At 68.7% G+C, this 19,384-nt stretch carries 19 protein-coding genes; 9 read left to right on the top strand and 10 right to left on the bottom strand.

What is annotated here, in order from left to right:
- The first annotated feature begins 1 nt into the window (after position 1).
- The 3 genes from fdxA (at position 2) to ACXZ1E_RS03730 (ending at position 2,974) form a co-directional block, all read left to right on the top strand.
- Positions 2-322 carry a ferredoxin gene (fdxA, locus tag ACXZ1E_RS03740; RefSeq protein WP_036298533.1) on the top strand — a complete coding sequence of 107 codons (321 nt, stop codon included), beginning with the start codon at positions 2-4 and terminating at the stop codon, positions 320-322.
- A 2-nt stretch (positions 323-324) separates the two neighbouring features.
- Positions 325-1,437: a succinyldiaminopimelate transaminase gene (dapC, locus tag ACXZ1E_RS03735; protein WP_458042092.1), complete on the top strand. Its 1,113-nt coding sequence runs from the start codon at positions 325-327 to the stop codon at positions 1,435-1,437.
- A gap of 199 nt (positions 1,438-1,636) precedes the next feature.
- Complete coding sequence (locus ACXZ1E_RS03730) at positions 1,637-2,974, top strand: citrate synthase (RefSeq protein ID WP_458042091.1); 1,338 nt, start codon at positions 1,637-1,639, stop codon at positions 2,972-2,974.
- On the opposite strand, the gene ppk2 is transcribed toward ACXZ1E_RS03730, so the two are convergent.
- From ppk2 to dapD, 3 genes are all read right to left on the bottom strand, one after another.
- Positions 2,975-3,781 carry a polyphosphate kinase 2 gene (ppk2, locus tag ACXZ1E_RS03725; protein WP_458042090.1) on the bottom strand — a complete coding sequence of 269 codons (807 nt, stop codon included), beginning with the start codon at positions 3,779-3,781 and terminating at the stop codon, positions 2,975-2,977.
- A 134-nt stretch (positions 3,782-3,915) separates the two neighbouring features.
- Positions 3,916-5,262 carry a M15 family metallopeptidase gene (locus ACXZ1E_RS03720; RefSeq protein ID WP_458042089.1) on the bottom strand — a complete coding sequence of 449 codons (1,347 nt, stop codon included), beginning with the start codon at positions 5,260-5,262 and terminating at the stop codon, positions 3,916-3,918.
- 222 nt (positions 5,263-5,484) lie between these two features.
- On the bottom strand, positions 5,485-6,441 hold the full coding sequence (dapD, locus tag ACXZ1E_RS03715; RefSeq protein ID WP_458042088.1) for a 2,3,4,5-tetrahydropyridine-2,6-dicarboxylate N-succinyltransferase: 957 nt from the start codon (positions 6,439-6,441) through the stop codon (positions 5,485-5,487).
- Between the two features lie 64 nt (positions 6,442-6,505).
- Between dapD and dapE the strand changes: the two genes are divergently transcribed.
- The 3 genes from dapE (at position 6,506) to ACXZ1E_RS03700 (ending at position 9,058) form a co-directional block, all read left to right on the top strand.
- On the top strand, positions 6,506-7,579 hold the full coding sequence (gene dapE / locus ACXZ1E_RS03710) for a succinyl-diaminopimelate desuccinylase (RefSeq protein WP_458042087.1): 1,074 nt from the start codon (positions 6,506-6,508) through the stop codon (positions 7,577-7,579).
- The gene (locus ACXZ1E_RS03705) at positions 7,576-8,811 is read left to right on the top strand and encodes a hypothetical protein (protein ID WP_458042086.1); all 1,236 of its coding nucleotides are present in this window, start codon (positions 7,576-7,578) and stop codon (positions 8,809-8,811) included. The genes dapE and ACXZ1E_RS03705 overlap by 4 nt, the downstream gene beginning before the upstream one ends.
- Before the next feature lie 76 nt (positions 8,812-8,887).
- Positions 8,888-9,058, top strand: coding sequence for a DUF3117 domain-containing protein (locus tag ACXZ1E_RS03700; RefSeq protein WP_081766366.1), 171 nt, complete (start codon positions 8,888-8,890; stop codon positions 9,056-9,058).
- A 175-nt stretch (positions 9,059-9,233) separates the two neighbouring features.
- On the opposite strand, the gene ACXZ1E_RS03695 is transcribed toward ACXZ1E_RS03700, so the two are convergent.
- A complete protein-coding gene (locus ACXZ1E_RS03695) occupies positions 9,234-9,878 on the bottom strand; it encodes an O-methyltransferase (protein WP_458042085.1) in 645 nt (214 codons plus the stop codon).
- Between the two features lie 62 nt (positions 9,879-9,940).
- On the opposite strand from ACXZ1E_RS03695, the gene ACXZ1E_RS03690 reads away from it, so the two are divergent.
- Complete coding sequence (locus ACXZ1E_RS03690) at positions 9,941-10,342, top strand: Sec-independent protein translocase TatB (RefSeq protein WP_458042084.1); 402 nt, start codon at positions 9,941-9,943, stop codon at positions 10,340-10,342.
- 48 nt (positions 10,343-10,390) lie between these two features.
- Here ACXZ1E_RS03690 and ACXZ1E_RS03685 read toward each other — a convergent pair whose 3' ends face one another.
- The 4 genes from ACXZ1E_RS03685 to ACXZ1E_RS03670 are packed head-to-tail and all read right to left on the bottom strand — an operon-like array spanning position 10,391 to position 15,044.
- Positions 10,391-11,950 carry a carboxylesterase/lipase family protein gene (locus tag ACXZ1E_RS03685; RefSeq protein WP_458042083.1) on the bottom strand — a complete coding sequence of 520 codons (1,560 nt, stop codon included), beginning with the start codon at positions 11,948-11,950 and terminating at the stop codon, positions 10,391-10,393.
- Between the two features lie 55 nt (positions 11,951-12,005).
- Complete coding sequence (locus tag ACXZ1E_RS03680; RefSeq protein ID WP_458042082.1) at positions 12,006-13,220, bottom strand: Mrp/NBP35 family ATP-binding protein; 1,215 nt, start codon at positions 13,218-13,220, stop codon at positions 12,006-12,008.
- Complete coding sequence (locus ACXZ1E_RS03675) at positions 13,210-13,758, bottom strand: DUF1003 domain-containing protein (protein WP_458042081.1); 549 nt, start codon at positions 13,756-13,758, stop codon at positions 13,210-13,212. Before ACXZ1E_RS03675 ends, ACXZ1E_RS03680 begins: the two co-directional genes overlap by 11 nt.
- A complete protein-coding gene (locus tag ACXZ1E_RS03670) occupies positions 13,758-15,044 on the bottom strand; it encodes a magnesium transporter MgtE N-terminal domain-containing protein (RefSeq protein ID WP_458042080.1) in 1,287 nt (428 codons plus the stop codon). Before ACXZ1E_RS03670 ends, ACXZ1E_RS03675 begins: the two co-directional genes overlap by 1 nt.
- A 58-nt stretch (positions 15,045-15,102) precedes the next feature.
- Between ACXZ1E_RS03670 and ACXZ1E_RS03665 the strand changes: the two genes are divergently transcribed.
- Positions 15,103-15,900 (top strand): general stress protein, encoded by a 798-nt coding sequence (locus ACXZ1E_RS03665; protein ID WP_458042079.1) that lies wholly within the window; start codon positions 15,103-15,105, stop codon positions 15,898-15,900.
- 35 nt (positions 15,901-15,935) lie between these two features.
- The gene (locus ACXZ1E_RS03660) at positions 15,936-16,649 is read left to right on the top strand and encodes an alpha/beta hydrolase family protein (protein ID WP_458042078.1); all 714 of its coding nucleotides are present in this window, start codon (positions 15,936-15,938) and stop codon (positions 16,647-16,649) included.
- Between the two features lie 113 nt (positions 16,650-16,762).
- Here the strand turns inward: ACXZ1E_RS03660 and ACXZ1E_RS03655 are convergent, their stop codons facing one another.
- Together ACXZ1E_RS03655 and ACXZ1E_RS03650 are read right to left on the bottom strand one after the other, a co-directional pair.
- Positions 16,763-18,223, bottom strand: a complete 1,461-nt coding sequence (locus ACXZ1E_RS03655) for an aminopeptidase P family protein (RefSeq protein ID WP_458042077.1) — start codon at positions 18,221-18,223, stop codon at positions 16,763-16,765.
- A 49-nt stretch (positions 18,224-18,272) separates the two neighbouring features.
- Positions 18,273-19,298, bottom strand: a complete 1,026-nt coding sequence (locus ACXZ1E_RS03650; protein ID WP_458042076.1) for an endonuclease/exonuclease/phosphatase family protein — start codon at positions 19,296-19,298, stop codon at positions 18,273-18,275.
- Positions 19,299-19,384 lie beyond the last annotated feature (86 nt).

Here is a 19,384-nt window from a genome sequence, read left to right as displayed (position 1 = left end):
GGTGACCTACGTGATCGCCCTCCCGTGCGTCGATGTGAAGGACCGTGCCTGCATCGACGAATGCCCCGTCGACTGCATCTACGAGGGCGAACGATCGCTGTACATCCACCCGGACGAGTGCGTCGACTGCGGCGCCTGCGAGCCCGTGTGCCCGGTCGAGGCCATCTACTACGAAGATGATCTGCCCGCCGAGTGGAGCGACTACTACAAGGCCAACGTCGAGTTCTTCGACGACATCGGCTCGCCCGGTGGCGCGGCCAAGGTCGGTGTGATCCACAAGGATCACCCCGTCATCGAGGCGCTCCCTCCGCAGGAGCACTGAGCGTGGGGGTCCTGGGCCTCCCCGACTACCCGTGGGACCAGGTCGAGCCCTACGCGGCACGGGCACGGCAGCATCCGGATGGTATCGCCGACCTCTCGATCGGCTCACCGGTCGATCCCACGCCCGACATCATTCGTCGCGCGCTCTCCGACGCCACGGATGCGCACGCGTACCCGCAGACGGTCGGGACGCCCGCCCTTCGGGAGGCGATCGCCGAGTGGTTCGACCGCCGACGCGGTGTCGTCGGGCTCGAACTCCGCAACGTGCTGCCGACCATCGGCTCGAAAGAGCTCGTCGCGCTGCTGCCGACGCTCCTGGGGCTCGGCGAACGCGATGTGGTGATCCATCCGCGCGCCGCGTATCCGACGTACGAGATCGGCGCCCGCGTCGCTGGCGCGATTCCGTTCGCGTCGGACGAACCCGACGAGTGGCCCGCCGGGACGCGCCTCGTCTGGCTCAATTCGCCCGGCAACCCCGACGGCGGGGTGCTAAGTGTCGAGCAGCTCGCTCACGCTGTCGCCCGTGCCCGCGAACTCGGCGCCGTCATCGCGGGCGACGAGTGCTACGCCGAGCTGGGCTGGGCCGGCCCGTGGGTGAGCGAGCCCATCCCCAGCATTCTCGATCCCCGAGTCACGGGAGGCGATCCGACGGGCGTGCTGGCCGTGTACTCGCTCAGCAAACAGTCGAACCTCGCCGGATATCGCGCGGCATTCCTGGCGGGCGACCCCGATCTCATCGCGCGCCTCGCGAACGTCCGTAAGCACCTCGGGCTCATGCTGCCCGGTCCGGTGCAGGCGGCGATGCTCGTGGCCCTCGGCGACGACGCGCACGTCGCTGCCCAGAAGGAGCTGTATCGCGCCCGCCGTGCCGCACTGAAGCCGGCGCTCGAGGCAGCCGGGTTCACGATCGACCGCAGCGAGGCCGGTCTCTACCTCTGGGCCACCGCGGGGCTCGACGCGTGGGACAGCATGGGGCGACTGGCTGATCTCGGCATCCTCGCGGGCCCAGGCGTCTTCTATGGCGAGCACTTTCCGCAACACGTGCGGCTCTCGCTCACCGCGACGGACGAGCGCATCGCCAGCGCGGCTTCTCGGCTCCGCTCGACTGTTTCGTAGACATCCACCACTGAATCCGCCGACGGTTTGGGTAGTTCGATAGTAGGCGCGGTGGCGCACTAGGCTGTAACGACGCGGATGTCTGGGGCCCATCAGCCTCGACGCCGCCGTTCCGGTCGCCGCTCCATCAGCGTCGCACCGAACGAAAGCCGCCCGCCGCGGCTGAACCCCCAGACGACGACAATCGCAAGGAGGCGCCGTGAGCAACGATGTCAATGAAGACGCCACGCAGAACGAATCGGGCACGACGGAAGCACCGCAGCCCACGAAGGCGTTCTTGACCATCGCTGATCGAACGGCGGAATTCCCCGTCCTGCAGGCGAGCGACGGCACGCCGAGTGTCGACATCTCGACCTTCATGCGCCAGACCGGGCACACCACCCTCGACTACGGCTTCGTGAATACCGCCGCCACCAAGTCGGCCATCACGTTCATCGACGGTGACAAGGGGATCCTGCGCTATCGCGGCTACCCGATCGAGCAGCTTGCGGGCAACTCCAGCTACCTCGAGATCGCGTGGCTGCTCATCTACGGTGAGCTGCCGAGCGCGGACGAACTCGCGGCGTTCGATGACCGCATCCGTCATCACACCCTGCTGCACGAAGACCTCAAGCGCTTCTTCTCGGCGCTGCCGCACACGGCACACCCGATGTCGGTTCTGTCGTCGGCGGTGTCGGCTCTCTCGACGTACTACGAGGGCGAGTCCGACCCCAACAACCCCGAGCACATCGAGCTCAACACGATCCGGATGCTGGCCAAGCTTCCCGTGATCGCGGCCTACGCGCACAAGAAGAGCGTCGGCCAGGCCTTCCTGTACCCCGACAACACGCTGAGCTTCGTCGACAACTTCCTGAAGCTCAACTTCGGTGTTCTGAGCGAGATCTACGAGCCGAACCCCGTCATGTCGCGGGCGCTCGAGCGCCTGCTGATCCTGCACGAAGACCACGAGCAGAACGCGTCGACCTCGACGGTGCGCCTGGTCGGATCGACCGGAGCGAACCAGTTCTCGTCGATCTCGGCGGGCATCAACGCACTGTACGGGCCGCTGCACGGCGGCGCGAACGAGGCCGTGCTCGACATGCTTGCGCGGATCCGCGACTCGGGCGAGAGCGTCGCGCGATTCGTCGAGCGGGTCAAGAACAAAGAAGACGGGGTCAAGCTCATGGGCTTCGGTCACCGCGTCTACAAGAACTACGACCCGCGGGCCAAGCTCGTCAAGGAATCGGCGGACGAGGTGCTCGAGGCGCTCGGCGTCAGCGACCCGCTGCTGGATCTCGCCAAGGAGCTCGAAGAGTTGGCGCTCAGCGACGACTACTTCAAGGAGCGTCGCCTCTACCCGAACGTCGACTTCTACACCGGCGTGATCTACAAAGCGATGGGCTTCCCGACCCGCATGTTCACGGTGCTGTTCGCGATCGGTCGTCTGCCGGGCTGGCTCGCGCACTGGCGCGAGATGCAGCTCGACCCGCAGACGAAGATCGGCCGCCCGCAGCAGCTGTACACGGGTGCGCCCGAGCGCAACTACCCAGGCGTCTGATCAGCCCTCGCGGGAGATGACCTCGGCGGCGTAGTCGGGCACGACATTGTCGTCGTCCCGCGGCGGTCGCTCGTAGCCACCCGACGCCGGGCGCTCCGGGATCACGATGTCCTCGCGCGAGACGGGCTCGGACGGAATCTGCGACAGCAGGTGCGCGATCATGTTGACACGCCCGCGCCGCTTGTCCTCGTTGTCGACCTCGAACCACGGCGACTCCGGGATGTCGGTGTGGACGAACATCGTGTCCTTGGCCCGCGAGTAGTCCTCCCACTTGGTGATGGATGAGACATCGTTCGGGCTCAGCTTCCAGCGGCGCATCGGGTCGCTGGCGCGGTCGTGGAACCGGCGTTCCTGTTCGATATCCGACACCGAGAACCAGTACTTGAGCAGGATGATGCCGTCCTCCACGAGCATCCGCTCGAAGATCGGTGCTTGATGAAGGAACCGGTGGTATTCGGCGTTCGTGCAGTAACCCATCACGTGTTCTACGCCCGCGCGGTTGTACCAGGACCGATCCATCAGGACGATCTCGCCGGCCGCCGGCAGATGCGCGACGTAGCGCTGGAAGTACCAGCTCGTCTTCTCTCGCTCGGTCGGCGTGGGCAGCGCGACGATGCGCGTGACACGCGGATTGAGGTACTCGGAGACACGCTTGATCGTCGAGCCTTTGCCCGCAGCATCCCGCCCCTCGAAGACCACGACGATGCGCGCTCCCGTTGCCTGCACCCAGGCCTGCATGTCGACCAGGCGCGCCTGCAGGGCTTTCAGTTCGCTCTTGTACAGGGCCTTCGGCATCCGCTTGCTCATGGCGCCACCCTACGCGCGCGGCGCTTCGGGCGCGCCCTTCGACAGGCACAGGGACCGTCGCTGTGGCCGCTCAGGACCGTCACCGAAAGGGCCCTCCCGGTTGCTGAGCCTGTGAGAGAGATATGCCCGACCCGTCATCCCGCGTACTGCGACGACACTCCGAGATACTCCTCCAGCGAGAGTCCGCTGGCGTAGATGTCGGATGCGGCAGCGCCGACATACCGCAGGTGCCACGGTTCCCAGATGTACCCGGTGATGCCCTCTTTGCCCGGAGGGTAACGAACGATGAAGCCGAAGCGGTGCGCGTTGTCTCGCACCCACACCCCCTCGCCGGTGTATCCGAAAGCTTCACTGATCGAGTTGAGGTCGAACGCCAGACCCGACTGATGTTCGCTGTGCCCCGGTCGCGCCGAGTGTCGATCCGCTCCCGCGACGCCCTCGCGAGCAACGAAGCGGCCATAGAGAGACTGCTGCGTCGCGTAGGAGCGGTACCCGCTCGAAATGACCAGCCGCAAACCGAGCCCCGCTGCCTCGGCGCGCATCGCTTCGAACGCGTTTCGTGTCTCTGCCGTCAGCCCGCCGCCGAAGCACGGCGGAATCGCGTAGGACTTGTTGACGACCAGGATCCCGCGGATGTACGTGGGTGTCGGGCCGTCCGTGCACGATGCGCGCTGCCCGCCCGCACTCGTCGCGGCACGAGCGGCTGCTGCCGCAGCCGCCGCCGCAGCGCGCTTCGCGGTCTCGGCATCGTGCGAAGCGACGGCGGCCTGCCACGATTCTTGATAAGACCGGAGCGCCGCCACGAACTCGGTCGGAGCCGCGGATTCTAGGGCTGCGACGGCTGTGGCATAGGCTGCGGCGGCTTCGGGCGCCGTGAGTTCGGGCACCGCCGTCGCCGCACCGTATGCGTGCGCGGAGGTCACGATGGCCTCCGCGGCTTTTCGCACCCCGGTGAGCTCTGCGCTGAGGGCCGCCGATTCGGCACGAAGAGTATCGACGTCGTCCCACGTGTCGATCGCCTCGGCGTGCATGTCGGCCGCCTGTCGGTAGCGAGCGTCTCGATCATGTGGCGGCACGGGCACGGAGGACGCTGCAGAGTTGGAGCTCACCGACATCGACACGGTGGCGGTTCCATCGACAGCTACAGTCAGACCGGCATGAGCGACGAGCGATTCGAGCGCCGTGAGAGCCGCGTCGCGGGTCGTGGCATCAGACAACAGGGCGGGGTCGGCGACATCGACGACGCTTCGCGCCGAGGCGTAGACATCCGTTGCGGTCTTTTTCATTCGCGCGGAGCGAGCCACTTCGGATGCGAGAGTGTCTCGCGCGTCAATGAGGTCATTGCGCGCGGTGTTGAATGCGCCGAGCGCGGTCAGGTCGGCGCGTCCGTTGGCGCTGACGAACCCGGCTCCGACGACGACCGAGACTGCGGCCGCGAGGAGCAGCAGCGCCGCACTCGCACGCGCTCGGGAAGATGCCACGCGATGCTCCTCACTTCGCTGCTACCGACCATCGGTGACGCATCGAAAAACGTAGCCATTGGTTTCCCATGGGCGACGACCGCCCACCACGCGATAATTCTGGCACGCCGTCGCGGCGTGTGTCATGTCGCAGATCGGGGGCCGGACTCTTCGACAGGCTCAGGGACCGTGGCTGTGGCTCAGGGACCGTCGCTGTGGCTCGCAGGGCGGCCGCGGGAGGGGTCAGGCGTGCAGAGCCTCGTTCAGCGTCACGCCGACGCCCGCGCGACGCAACGCCTCGACAGCACCCGAGACGGAGTTGCGTCGGAACAGGATGCCGTCGCTGCCCGAGAGCTCGGCGGCCTTGACCACGGGTACGGTGCCGTCGGCCCTAGGCGCGGCATCGACGAGCGCGACCTTGGTCCCGGCGGTCACGTAAAGTCCGGCCTCGACGACGCAGTCGTCACCGAGCGAGATGCCCACCCCCGCATTCGCACCGAGCAGGGTGCGTGCGCCGATCGCGATGCGATGCGTGCCGCCGCCCGACAGTGTGCCCATGATGGACGCGCCGCCGCCGATGTCGCTGCCGTCGCCGATGACGACGCCCTGCGAAACGCGTCCCTCGATCATCGATGATCCGAGCGTGCCCGCATTGAAGTTGACGAAGCCCTCGTGCATGACCGTCGTGCCAGGAGAGAGGTACGCGCCCAGGCGCACGCGCGAGGCATCCGCGATCCGCACGCCGACGGGAGTCACGTAGTCGGTCAGGCGCGGGAACTTATCGAGCGAGCCCACCTGGATGCCATCGCGCAGCAGCAGGGGACGCAGTCGGGTGGCATCATCCGGATGCATCGGGCCAGCGTTCGTCCACGCCACCACGGGCAGGTGCCCGAAGATCCCGTCGAGGTTGACCTCGTTCGGCGCCGCCAAGAGATGCGAGAGCACGTGCAGACGCAAGTAGGCGTCGGAGGTCGATGCGGGAGGTGCATCGAGGTCGATCTCGACCGTCACGGCCTCGACCGTGACGCCGCGGCGGTCGTCGGGGGCCGCCAGGCGGTCGACGTTGTCGTCCGCGATCGCCGCATCGCGCCCGGTCGGCACACGTCCGAGTTGCGGGTTCGGGTACCAGGTGTCGAGCACCGTCCCATTGCTCGACATCGTGGCGAGTCCCTCGCCCCACACCCACCGCTCGCTAGTCATGCCTCCCACGCTACCGAATCGCGCGGGCCCGGGGCGGCCACGACAGCGCCGGTACACTCGGGGGATGCCGCAGCTCGACCTGTCCGTATCGCCCGTCGAGCTCACCCGGGTGCTCTGTGACATCCCGAGCGTCTCGGGGGATGAGACCCCCCTCGCGGACGCGATCCATGCCGCGGTGTCGGCATTGCCGCACCTCGAGGTGTTCCGCGACGGTGACACGATCGTGGCACGCACCATGCTCGGCCGGGACCAGCGGGTCGTGATCGCGGGCCATATCGACACGGTGCCGATCAACGACAACCTGCCGACGCGCGATGTGGTGGTTGATGGTGTGGAGTGCATCTGGGGGCGCGGCACGGTCGACATGAAGGCCGGCGTGGCGGTGCAACTCGTGCTCGCCGCCGAGCTGGCCGAACCCCGGGTCGACATCACCTGGATGTGGTACGACCACGAGGAAGTCGATTCGAGCCTCAACGGACTCAATCGGCTCTCGCGCAGCCGGCCGGATCTCTTTCAGGCGGACTTCGCGATCCTCGGGGAGCCGTCCGAGGGAGAGGTCGAGGGTGGATGCAACGGCACCCTCCGGGCGATCGTCCGTACCTACGGCATGCGGGCGCATTCGGCGCGTTCGTGGATCGGCGAGAACGCGATCCATCAGGCCGCTCCGATCCTCGAACGGCTCTCTCGTTATCGAGCGCAGACGATCGCGGTGGAAGGGCTCGACTACCGGGAGGGGCTGAACGCCGTCTCGATCTCGGGAGGGATCGCCGGCAACGTGATCCCCGATCTCTGCGAGGTCGTGGTGAACTTCCGGTTCGCCCCGAGCCGTTCCGAACTCGAGGCAGAACAGCACGTTCGTGCTGTATTCGAGGGTTTCGAGGTCGAGATCGTCGACCTCGCGCCGGGCGCACGCCCGGGACTCGACGCCCCGCTCGCCCGGGAGTTCGTCGCGGCCGTCGGCGCCGAACCGCGACCGAAATACGGGTGGACGGATGTCGCGCGTTTCTCCGCGCTCGGGGTGCCCGCCGTCAACTACGGCCCCGGTGACCCGCACCTCGCGCACCACGACGAGGAGCGGGTGTCGATCGCCCAGATCGAGTCTGTGGCGCGCGGTTTGCGGGCGTGGCTGACGGCGTGAGCGGGCGCGAGGCCCCCGACCCCGACGAAGACGCACTGCTGCTACGCCCGCCGCGAGGGCCGGGGGTGGTCGTCTGGGTCGCGCTGATCTACCTGGCCGCGCGGCTGGTCACAACGGGTCTGATGCTGCTCGCGTCCGCGATGTCGGGCCCGGATTCGCGCTTCGGGACGGGCCCGGGACTCGGGGCCTTCGTCATCGGGTGGGATGCCCAGTGGTACTGGCTGATCGCGGTCAGTGGCTACCCGGCGCAGCTCCCGCTGACCGACACGGGCGCCGTCGCCGAGAACGCCTGGGCCTTCATGCCGATCTACGCCTTCCTCTCGAATGTGGTCGGCATCCCTTTCGGCTACTGGGGGGCGGGCGCGTTCCTCGTTGCGATCGCGGCCGGCTTCGGCTGCTGCCTGGTGTTGTTCCAGATGACGCGCGGGCGCATCGGTGACACCACCGCGCTGTGGTCGGTCGCCCTGTTCGCGTCCGCGCCCCTGGCGGCCCTGTTCCAGGTCGCGTACGCCGAGTCGCTGTTCCTGCTGTGGCTGCTCCTGTCGATCTGGTGCGTGCAGCGACGGCGCTACGGATGGCTCTATGCGCTGATCCCGCTCATGGCCTTCACCCGACCGGGGGTGCTCGCGTTCGCGCTCTTCCTCGGACTGTTCGGTCTCTGGCGGTGGTTTCGGCGCGACCGTGAGCCGCTCCGCAGGATCGAGATCACGCACATCCTGGCGCTCGGAGCCCTGGCCGTTCTGACCGGCTTCGCGTGGCAGGTCATCGTCGCGATCGTGACGGGGAACCCAGGCGGATATCTGGCGACGGAGTTGGCCTGGCGGCGCAACTGGGTCGCGGACGGGGGAGTGTTCATCCCCTTCCACGGCTGGTTCGCGGGTGCCGAGTTCTGGCTGCGGTCGTGGGGGGCGCCCGCGGGAGTCGGGATCGTCGCGGCGGTCGTGCTGATGCTCGGTGCGACCGCGCTGCTGTTGTTCGAGCCGCACGTGCGGCGTCTCGGGGTCGAGGTGCGGCTGTGGGCGGCGAGCTACCTGGTCTACCTGTTTGCGGTGTTCTTCCCCCAGTCGAGCGTCTTCCGGCTGCTGTTTCCGCTCTCGCCGCTCTGGGGCGCGGTCGCTGCCCCACGCTCGATCATCTGGCGGATCGGAGCGCTCGCCGTGTGCCTCGTGGGGCAATGGTGGTGGATCTGGAACATGTATGGGCTGGCAAACATGTACTGGCAGGTCCCCTGATATACCGCTCGGCCGATTTGTGTCGGTGGGCACGATAAACTAGTCCGAGCTAGATTTCGCGACGAAAGGGGCCGCTATGGCAGCCATGAAGCCGAGGACCGGCGACGGACCGATGGAGGCTGTGAAGGAGGGGCGCCTGATTATCGTGCGGGTGCCGCTCGAAGGTGGGGGGCGTCTGGTGGTCTCGGTCAATGACGCCGAAGCCAAGGAGCTTCACGACGTGCTCTCCGGAGTTGTCTCCGCGTAGAGTTCGTCGTCAGGCCGGTTCCGTTCGCGGGACCGGCCTTTCTGCGTCCCCGGGGCACCCGCATCCGGATCCCTATATCCGCGAGCGCACGACTTTCGCGCGAATGCATGCCTTCGGGACGGTGCGGAGGTCGTGCACTCGCGCGGAAGCCGTACATTCGGCGACGTGTGCGGCGCTACTCCGTGATCTTGGTCAGCTGCAGCAGGCCGTCGCCGACGATCGACAGGGCGGGCATGACCGCCTGAGAGCCCTGCGTCTCTTGGATGAGTGAACGGAAGGCGGTCGTGATCGGGTCGCGCTGGACAGGATCCGCGACGCGCCCGTTCTGCAGCGCACGGGGGATGAGCACCGTCCCGCCGACGCGCACCAGACGCAGGCCGTGGGCGACGTACTCCAAGATGTGCTCGGGATCTGCGTCGATCAGGACGATGTCGTATGCCGACTCGTTCATGCGCGGCAGGACATCCGCGGCGCGTCCGGTGATGAAGCGTGCGCGTGCGGGCGGGATACCCGCGTCTGCAAACGCTTTGCGCGCGGCGGCGAGGTGCTCGGGTTCGGCGTCGATGGTCGTCAGGATTCCTCGGGAGCTGCCTCGCAGCAGCCACATGCCCGACACCCCGGCCCCCGTGCCGATCTCGACCAGATTGAGGGCGTCCGAGGCGGCTGCGAGCACGGCGCACTGTGCGCCGATCGCAGGATCGATGGGGATGATGCCCAACTCGAGCGAGTGCGCGCGGGCCTTCGCGATCGGATCGGGCTCGGTGACCTGTTCCGTCGCGTATCGCCAGCTGGCCTGCTGTCCGCTCACGCGCTTGTCCATTTTCCCTAGATTACGCGGCAGTTGCGGACTCTGACCGCAGGCGCGGCGAGTAACCTGTAGTCATGTTCTTCGGGCTGACGATCGAGAAGCTTCTGCTGATCGGCGTGATCGCCGCGATGCTCGTGGGACCCGAGCGGTTGCCTCGGTACGCCGAGGGTCTGGCCAAGTTGCTGAACCGGCTGCGGGAGTTCCTGCGCGGCGCGAAGACGCGCGTGCGGGATGAGATGGGTGAGGACTTCGGTGACGTCGACTGGCGCCAGCTGGACCCCCGCCAGTACGACCCGCGGCGCATCATCCGTGAGGCGCTGCTCGATGAGCCCCCGCTGAAGCCCGTCAGTCCCGGGGCGCCCCGGCCGGCGACGACCGCCCTCGGGGGTGGGGGAGCGGCTGCGGCCGCAACGGCCACGGCATCCGCATCCCCCTCCGCATCGGACGCGACACCCTACGATTCCGAAGCCACCTGAGCGCCGAGCCGCTGAGCACCGAACCGCTGGCGGGACGGCGCGGATGAGTCAGGTGAAGGACAGCACTTCTTCCCCCCATGCCGCGCGCAGGTCCTGGTCGAGATCCGGCTCTACGCGGTCGACGCGGTCGATCACGAGCGTTGCGCGCTCCGCCGCTGTGTAGGGCGTCCACGTCACGGAGTCCTCCGCCTGGGGTGAGCCGCTCACCGCGAACCCGATCCAGCGCTGCTGGAAGCGTCGCGAGAGCTGGTGGCCCGTGCGCATCCCGCCCAGGCGGAAGGTGATGTCTTTCTTGCTGCCGTGCATGTTCCCCCACAGGTACGGCAGTTCGGTCGCGTGGGTCGCGCCGATTCCGAGCACCCGCAGCATGGGGGTCGACCAGTCGAAGCGATACAGATACGTTGGTGCGACCGCAGCGTGGCCTTCGACGACCCAGAGCGTCGGCATCCGGAATCCGAGATCGCGCGAGATCGCCGGGCCCTGCTGCTTCAGTCGCAGGCCGGCGTACGCCGATTGGATCTCGGCATCGGTGGGGATATCGAGATCGGGGCGGTCCGTCCGCAGATCCGCGGACATCTCCAAGATCGCCTCGCGCGACACGGGCATCAGAGGCGACTTCATCCTCGTGAACAGCGATGTCTCGTCGCGGTTGGTGCCGATCAACAAGGGCACGGGCAGAGCGTCGCCGCGCGAGAAGACGTCGACGGGATGCTCGGGCACCAGGACGCCGTCCACGACGGGCGTGAACGCCAGGGTTCCCGGCTCGTCCACGGGCGTGGCGGCGTACACGGTCATCGCGGCGGCGGCGAGGCGCTCGGCCGGGATCTCGCGAAACGATGAGATGTCCGCGGGGTCGGCCTCGACGGTCTGCAGGAGCTCCCGCGCCACGCGTTCCGCGCGGACCCGGCCGTACACCGAGGTCGCGGGCGAGCTTTCGGCGATCGCGCGGTGGAACAGGCCGCGCGCGGCGGGCGACGTCATGAGCGTCGTGACGATGCCACCACCCGCGGATTCGCCGAACAGCGTCACGCTCGCGGGATCGCCGCCGAAGCCCGCGATGTTCTCGCGAACCCATTCCTGGGCGAACAGGATGTCGCGGAGTGCGACGTTGGTCTCGAACGTCTCGCTGTCGGTCGAGAACGCCGACAGGTCGGCGAAACCCAGCGCGCCCACGCGGTACCCGACGGTGACGAGGACGATCTCGCCGCTCGCCGCCAGCGAGCGGCCGTCGTACAACGACTGGGATGTCGCGCCGAACATGTAGGCGCCGCCGTGCACCCACACCATGACCGGGCGGGGGTCATCCGGCGTAACCGATTCTGCCGCCCACACGTTCAGGGTCAGGCAGTCCTCGCTCTGCACGGCGTCCTCGGGCAGGCGGATCGCGGGCGATGCCGTCTGCACGGGGATGGGCCCGAAGCGGGTGGCGTCGGCCACGTCGGTCCACGGCTCCGGGGGCTGCGGCGCGCGCCAGCGCAGCGGACCGATCGGCGGGGCGGCGTACCGGATGCCCTTCCACGACCGAACGGTGCCGTCGGTGTCGCCCCGCACCGGTCCATGCGTCGTGGTGACGGTCGTGGTCATGGTCATGGTCGTGTCGGATGCCATGGCTCTCCTTCGAGATCAGTGCGGCGTCTTCGAAATCGGTGCGGGGTCTTCGGGGTCAGTGCGGAGTCACGGTGAGGGGGCGCCCGGCCAGACCGCGGGGGACCGCCGCGAGCCGGGCGGCCAGGTCGATGAGGGCACGCCGAGCGGGATCATCCGCCGCGGCATCCGTCTCGTCGCCCGTTGCCGTGAGCGGAGTGCCCGCGTCGCCCGCTGTGCGCAGCGCCGGGCTGAGGGGAATCGACGCCAGCATGGGGACGTCACCGGATGCATCCGGTCCCTCCGATGCGGACAGTGCTGCCGCGACCTGCGCACCCCCACCCGAACCGAAGAGGTCGAGCACCGTGCCATCCGGCAGGGTGAGTGCGGCCATGTTCTCGATGACCCCGATGACGCGCTGCCCCGTCTGGCGCGCGACGAGAGCGCTGCGGATCGCGACATCGGATGCCGCGGCCTGGGGCGTCGTCACGACCACGACCTCGGCGTGGGGGAGCAGCTGACCGACCGAGATCGCGACATCGCCCGTGCCGGGCGGCATATCGAGCAGCAGGATGTCCAGGTCGCCGAAATGCACGTCGGTGAGGAACTGCTGCACCGTGCGGTGCAGCATGGGTCCCCGCCACGCGACGGCCGCACCCTCGTCGCCCTCGCGCAGGAACATGCCGATCGACACGGTCTTCACCCCGTAGGCCACGGGCGGCAGGATCAGGTCGTCGATGCGGGTCGGGCGGACCGTTCGGCCCTCGGCATCGACCAGGCCCAACAGGCCCGGGATCGAAAAGCCATGCACATCGGCATCGATGAGGCCCACTCGGAGCCCCCGCGCGGCCAGAGCCACGGCGAGATTCGCCGTGACGGTCGACTTGCCGACCCCGCCTTTGCCGCTCGTGACGGCGATCACCCGGGTGAGGGATTCGGCCGTGAACGGGATGCCACGGGGACGACCTGCTCGGAGGCGGTCGGTGAGGGCGGCGCGCTCGGCCGGGGTCATCACGCCGACGTCCACGTGCACATCGAGCACGCCGGGGACGGATGCGGCGGCCCGGCGCACGTCGGATTCGATCCGGGTCGCGGCGGGGCATCCGACGATCGTCAGGGCGATCCCGACATCCGCGATTCCATCCGTGACCGCGATCTGGCGCAGCATGTCGAGGTCACCGATCGGTTGGCGCAGCTCAGGGTCGGTCACCGCCCCCACCGCCGTTCGCACGGCGTCGGTCAGATTCTGATCGACGCCGAGCCCGAATCCGGGGTCATCGCTGTCAGCGCTCATCGGTTGCCGCGGTCTGCGCATCGAATGTGTCGCTGCGTGCCTCGAGACCCTCGAGCAGCGTCTTCAGCTCGTTGCGGAGTTCATGACGGAGAACGTCCTTCGTGACGACATCGCTGCTGACATCGGTGAGCGCCAGCCGAAGAGCCACGATCTCTCGGGCGAGGTACTCGGTATCGGCGAGGTTTCGTTCCGCGCGCTGGCGGTCCTGCTCGATCTGGACGCGGTCGCGGTCGTCCTGGCGGTTCTGCGCGAGCAGGATGAGCGGAGCGGCATACGAGGCCTGGAGGGAGAGGACCAGGGTCAGGGCCGTGAAGCCGTTGGACGCGGAGTCGAAGCGCACCGGCCCGATGGTGTTCCAGAGGATCCAGAGGGCGCAGAACAGGCTGAGCCCGAGCAAGAACCACGGCGTGCCCATCTTGCGGGCAATCCACTCGGTCGCGCGCCCGAACCGGTCACGCGAGGGCTGCGGGGTGCGCGACAGCACGCCGGCGCGCCCGCGTGGCGCGTCCAGCGTGACCCGACGAGACGTGCGCGCCATCAGCGGCGCCTCGATCCGGCCGAACGACTCGCGGGACCGGATGCTGAAGCATCCGCATCGTGCGAGCGCCAGTCATCGGGCAGGAGGTAGTCGAGCACGTCGTCCACGCTCACCGCGCCCACCAGGCGGTGGGCGGTGTCGACGACGGGCAGCGAGACGAGGTTGTAGCTCGCGAGCAGACGGGCGACTTCGGCCGCCGAGGCGGTGGCGTGCACGGGCTCGACCGAGTCGTCGATGATGGCGCCGAGGCGCTCGTGCGGGGGATAGCGCAGCATCCGCTGGAAGTGCACCACACCCAGCAGGCGGCCGGTCGGGGTTTCGTAGGGCGGGAGGGTGACGAACACGGCGGCCGCGAGGGCGGGGTGCAGCTCGTGTCGGCGGATGAGCGCGAGCGCCTCGGCGACCGTCGCGTCGGCCGAGAGCACGATCGGCTCGGGCGTCATCAGACCACCCGCCGTGTCGGGACCGTAGGCAAGCAGTGCGCGCACGTCGTCGGCCTCGTCGGGCTCCATCAGATCGAGCAGCTGCTCGGAGCGGCCCTCGGGAAGCTGGGCGAGCAGGTCGGCCGCGTCATCCGGTTCCATCGCATCGAGGATGTCCGCGGCCCGCTCGTCGCCGAGCTGTTCCAGAATGTGCGCCTGGTCGTCCTCGGGCATCTCTTCGAGGGCATCCGCGAGACGATCGTCGGGGAGCTCGCCCGCGACCTCCATCATCCGCGCGTCGGGCAGGTCGAGCAGCGTGTTGGCGAGGTCGGCGGGCAGCAGCTCGGAATACGACGCCACCAGCTGCTCGACGGACTGCGACTCGCCGGGCGCCATCCGCTCGCGCACGTCGGTCCAGTTCGCGAACGTCGTCGGACCCTTCGCGAAGGGGCTGGCACTCGTCTTCGGGCGGCGGAGGAACAGCTGGCCGATGGCCCACTCACCGAGCCGATTACGTTCGATCGCCGCATCCTCGATCACGGCTTCGCCCGAGCCGTCGATCAGGTGAACGCGCCGTCCGAGCAGCTCGGCGAGCACACGCACCTCACCGCCGCGCGGCTGGAACCGGCGCACGTTGATCAGGCCCGTCGTGATGACCTGCCCGGTCGCGATCGACGTCACGCGTCCGATCGACACGAAGACGTGCCGGCGCCCGGGGATCTCGACGACCAGCCCGACCACACGCGGCGGATCGCTCGCTCGGTACACCACGACGACGTCGCGGACACGGCCCAGGCGGTCTCCCGCGGGGTCGAAGACGGCGCACCCGGCCAGGCGCGCGACAAAGACCCTTTGCGTGCTCACTGCTCCAGCGTAGCCCCGACACAGATGCTGCCTAGGGAGCGCGTGGGACAATGGGCGGATGAGTATGTTGGGACCCGCCCCCACGGGCAAACGTGCCGAAGCCGTCGGCGAGACCATTGCGAGCTATCCGACCTACGAGGGTGCGCAAAAGGCTGTCTCGGCGCTCATCGCGGGTGAGGTTCCCGCGCGCGATATCGCGATCGTCGGGCAGGGTCTTCGTTCGATCGAACGAGTCACCGGACGCCTGGGGTATGCCACCGCCGCACGTTCGGGTGCCGTGAACGGCCTGCTCATCGGACTGTTCTTCTCGGCGATCCTCGTGCTCGGCAGCCCGTCCGTTCCGATCCAGGCGTTCGTCGGGGTGCTGTTCGTCGGCGTGGCCGTCGGCATGCTGCTCAGCATCATCACGTACTCGTTCATTCGTCGACGCCGCGATTTCGCCTCGGTCATGCAGGTGCTCGCGGACCACTACGAGGTCACGGTCGGGGGTGACAGTCTCGCGAAGGCGCGGCAGGTGCTGGGTGTCGGCGGCGGGGCCTCGGCATCCGCGCCCGCTCCCTCCGCCGTCTCCCCGGCCCCCGGGTCCGGCGTGATACCGCCGGCACCGCCCGCGCCCGGTGGTACGGCCGGACCGGGCGAGCGGCCCCCGCTGCCGCCGGACGCCGCGCCCCCGCGCTACGGCGAGCGAATCGAGCAGGCAGCGCCCGAGGCACCCCCGCGTTACGGCCAGCGTGTCGCGTCTGCTCCGCCCGCCGAGTCGGGCGATGCCCCCTCCGAAGCATCCGACTCCGCCTCCGAGGACTCGACAGACCACGACACGGCCGACCCCGCAGCAGACCGCCGCAGCGGCTCGTGAACGGAGGAGATCCCCGCTTCGGAGGACGGACACCGGTGCCTCTTTCCTCCGAAGGCGAGATCTCCTCCGCAGCGCGCGGCGTGGAGCGTTGGCCCGTCACGCTTCCGACGGGCGAGACCGAGGTCAGCATCGCTTCGCAGCGTCCCACGGCGGCCTGGGCGACGCTCGTCCTCGCACACGGTGCCGGTGCGGGGTTCGACCACCCGTTCCTCGTCGGCTTCGCGGAGGCGTTGGCGCACGCGGGCATCGCCACGGTGCGGTTCAACTTCGCTTATCGCGAGGCGGGACGACGGATGCCGGGGCCCGCGTCCCACGCGATCGCCACCTGGCGCGCGGTCGTTGACCGTGCTCGCGGCGAAGCGCCGGCGGGCGAGCCCGTGTGGGCGGCCGGTAAGTCCTACGGAGGGCGCTTGGCCTCGGTGACTGAGGCCGAACGGCCCCTCGGCATCGCGGGCCTCGTGTACCTCGGCTATCCGCTGCATCCGCCCGGCGACCCGACCAAGGAGCGCGCCGAGCACCTGCCGCGGATCGCCGTGCCGCAACTATTCGTCGAGGGCACCAACGACCCCTTCGTCGTGCCCCACGAGGGGCTGGAGCGCGCCGTCTCCACCTGCCAGGATGCCCAGCTCACCTGGATCGAGGGTGGTGGGCACTCCTTCGAGGTGAAGGGGCAGAAACGCCCCGCGGACGAGGTGGGTGCCGCTCTGGCGCCCCTCGTCGCGGACTTCCTCCGCGCCCGACAGCTCTGAGCCCTCATCTGAGCGGAGGGCCACTGCCGAGCGGAGGGAGTTTTCGAGCCAGATCTCCCTCGCTTCGGCAGATCCCCTCCGCTCGGCGGAGGTTCGTGCTGGGAGCGTGAGGATCAGACCTGCGGCGCGAGCCGAGCCATCCAAGCTTCGACGTCGTCCGCCGAGCGCGGGATGTCCGCCGACAGGTTGACGGGACCCATCGTGGTCATCAGGATGTCGTCCTCGATCCGCACCCCGATGCCCCGGTACTCCTCGGGAACCGTCAAGTCGTCGATCTGGAAGTACAGGCCAGGCTCGATCGTGAACACCATGCCGGCCTCGAGCACGCCGTCGTAGTACATCTCGCGTCGTGCCTGTGCGCAGTCGTGCACGTCGATGCCGAGGTGGTGGCTCGTGCCGTGCACCATGTAGCGCCGGTGCTGTCCGCCCGTGTCGGGGGCCAGGGCCTCGTCGGCCGTCACGGGCAGGAGGCCCCATTCGGCGACGCGCGCCGCAATCACGGACATCGCGGCCTCGTGCACCGCGCGGAAGCGGGCTCCCGGGCGGGCCGCGCGCAGCCCCGCATCCGCTGCCTCCCGAACCGCCTCGTAGACCCGGCGCTGCACCTCGGTGAAGCGACCCGAGACGGGCAGGGTGCGTGTGATGTCGGCCGTGTAGAGGCTGTCGACCTCGACGCCGGCATCGATGAGCATGAGGTCGCCGGGCACGACGGGCCCGTCGTTGCGTGTCCAGTGCAGGTAGCACGCGTGGGGTCCGGATGCCGCGATCGTGTCGTAGCCCTCCCAGTTTCCGTCCGTGCGGGCACGGAGGTGGAAGACGCCCTCGACGACGCGCTCGCCGCGGGGGTGCGCGATGACCCGGGGGAGCGAGCGGATGATGTCGTCGAACCCGTCTGCCGTGACCTGCACCGCGAGACGCATCTGCTCGATCTCGAAGTCGTCCTTCACGAGCCGCAGCTCGGACACGAAGCGGGTCAGGCGCTCGTCCTCACCGACCACGAGGTCGTCATCGGATGCTTCGAACGCATCGATGTGCGCCGTGTCGAGCGCGAGGTCGGTGGCGACACCCGCGAGGGCCGGGCGTGGTCCGATCCAGAACTCCCCGATCGAGGCATCCGCGTAGAACTCGGCCGTGTTGCGGTCCGCGCGCTCGCGGAAGTACAGGGTCTCGGTATGACCGTCCTCGACCGGGTCGAACACGAGGACGGCGTCGGGCTCGGCATCCCGCTCCCACCCGGTCAGGTGCGCGAACGCGGAATGAGCGCGGAACGGATAGTCGGTGTCGTTGCTGCGAACGGCGACACCGCCCGCGGGAACCACGAGACGTTTGCCCGGGAACTCCGCCGAGAGCGCCGCGCGGCGCGCGGCGGCAAAGGCGGCCTGCGGGCGGGCTGTGGGAGACGGCTCGGGGCGGTCGGCCCATCCGGTCGAGATCGTGTCGAGAAAGCCCTGGCCGAATCGCTGGCGTCGGTTCGTGTTGGCCTGCGCCTCGCGCTCGTCGCGAGCGCTCGCGGATTCGTCCGCGTCGGTCGCCGCGCCGTCGGACACCGTGTTGGTTTCACCTGTCGTGCTCATCGTTCCAGTCTCGCACGCGTGCCGCGCCGGCGCCGGGAGGGCGGCTCGCTCAGCCGACGGGCTCGAGCTGGACGACGAGGGGCCGGTGGTCGCTGCCCGACCCGTCGAGCGAGCGCAGCACGATCGATCCCGTCGCCTTCCAGTTGGGTGTCGAGAGAACATGATCGATCGGTGCACCGGCGAGCGCGGGAAGGTCGGTCGTCCACGTTCCCACTCCGCCGTTTCCGGATTCGGATGCCGCATCGTGGCAGTACCCGAGTGTTCCGCCGTCGACACCGAGCCGTGCCATGTGGTCGATCGTCGCGTTGAAGTCGCCCGCCATGATCACGTTGCCCGTGGCACACTGGTCGGCCAGCCACCGGAGATCCTCGCGCCAGCGCTCCATATCGTCCTGCCGCGGGGCCACGGCGTGGACCGCGACCACGATCGGTCCCTCGCCGTCGACCGGCATGGCGACGGCGCTCGGGAGGATCGCCGTGTTGCTCGAGCCGTCCTGCGACGACTCGATGATCGAGTAGTCGCCGAGCTCGGGGGAGATCAGGAGTGTCGTGGATCGGGCATCCCAGGTGTCCACGCCCACGTTGAACTCGACGTGGTGCGCCCACATGGGTCGCCCGAGTTCGCGCATGGCAACGGCGATCTGCTCCCCGGTCTCGATCGTCGTTTCGGGGAGCGAGATGATGTCCGCCTGCATCGCGACGGCAGTCTGCGCCACGGATACGGGATCCGTCGCCTCGCCGGCTGTATTCCAGGTCATGACGCGCACGCTCGTCTCCGTTTCGGCGGGGAGCTCGGTGGTGCCGATTCCCCGCGTCGCGACGATCGCGCCGTTGCCGAGCGTCCCGACGATCGCGATCAAGGCCATCGAGAGGGCGAACCCTCGGAGGGGCCGGGCGATCGCGAGAAGCAGCATCAGGATCGTGGCGATCGCGAAGGCGACGGCGACGAGCGACCGGAAGGCCACGATCTGAACGATCGGGAACGTCTGCTCGACACGGAAGAACGAGGGCCAGGTCAGCACCGCTGTCGCGATCGCGAACAGCACGGCGATGAGGATCCCGAGCACACGCAGCACGCTCCGACTCTAGAAGCTGAGGCTGGGAGAACGACCCACGCGAGGCCCCCAGCCGGCTCCCGCTCCGCTCCGCATCAACGTGCGGG

The organism is Pacificispira sp. HM-600 (assembly GCF_977993705.1).
Note: the sequence above shows the minus strand (reverse complement) of the source record. Positions and strands in the feature narration are given on the sequence as shown.

Excerpts from the sequence above, each read along its gene's own strand:
- ACXZ1E_RS03655 (WP_458042077.1), bottom strand. The coding sequence starts at position 18,223 with ATGAGCACGACAGGTGAAACCAACACGGTGTCCGACGGCGCGGCGACC.
- ACXZ1E_RS03680 (WP_458042082.1), bottom strand. The coding sequence starts at position 13,220 with ATGAGCGCTGACAGCGATGACCCCGGATTCGGGCTCGGCGTCGATCAG.
- ppk2 (WP_458042090.1), bottom strand. The coding sequence starts at position 3,781 with ATGAGCAAGCGGATGCCGAAGGCCCTGTACAAGAGCGAACTGAAAGCC.
- ACXZ1E_RS03675 (WP_458042081.1), bottom strand. The coding sequence starts at position 13,758 with ATGGCGCGCACGTCTCGTCGGGTCACGCTGGACGCGCCACGCGGGCGC.
- dapE (WP_458042087.1), top strand. The coding sequence starts at position 6,506 with ATGCCGCAGCTCGACCTGTCCGTATCGCCCGTCGAGCTCACCCGGGTG.
- dapD (WP_458042088.1), bottom strand. The coding sequence starts at position 6,441 with ATGACTAGCGAGCGGTGGGTGTGGGGCGAGGGACTCGCCACGATGTCG.
- ACXZ1E_RS03700 (WP_081766366.1), top strand. The coding sequence starts at position 8,888 with ATGGCAGCCATGAAGCCGAGGACCGGCGACGGACCGATGGAGGCTGTG.
- ACXZ1E_RS03690 (WP_458042084.1), top strand. The coding sequence starts at position 9,941 with ATGTTCTTCGGGCTGACGATCGAGAAGCTTCTGCTGATCGGCGTGATC.
- ACXZ1E_RS03695 (WP_458042085.1), bottom strand. The coding sequence starts at position 9,878 with ATGGACAAGCGCGTGAGCGGACAGCAGGCCAGCTGGCGATACGCGACG.
- ACXZ1E_RS03685 (WP_458042083.1), bottom strand. The coding sequence starts at position 11,950 with ATGGCATCCGACACGACCATGACCATGACCACGACCGTCACCACGACG.
- ACXZ1E_RS03665 (WP_458042079.1), top strand. The coding sequence starts at position 15,103 with ATGAGTATGTTGGGACCCGCCCCCACGGGCAAACGTGCCGAAGCCGTC.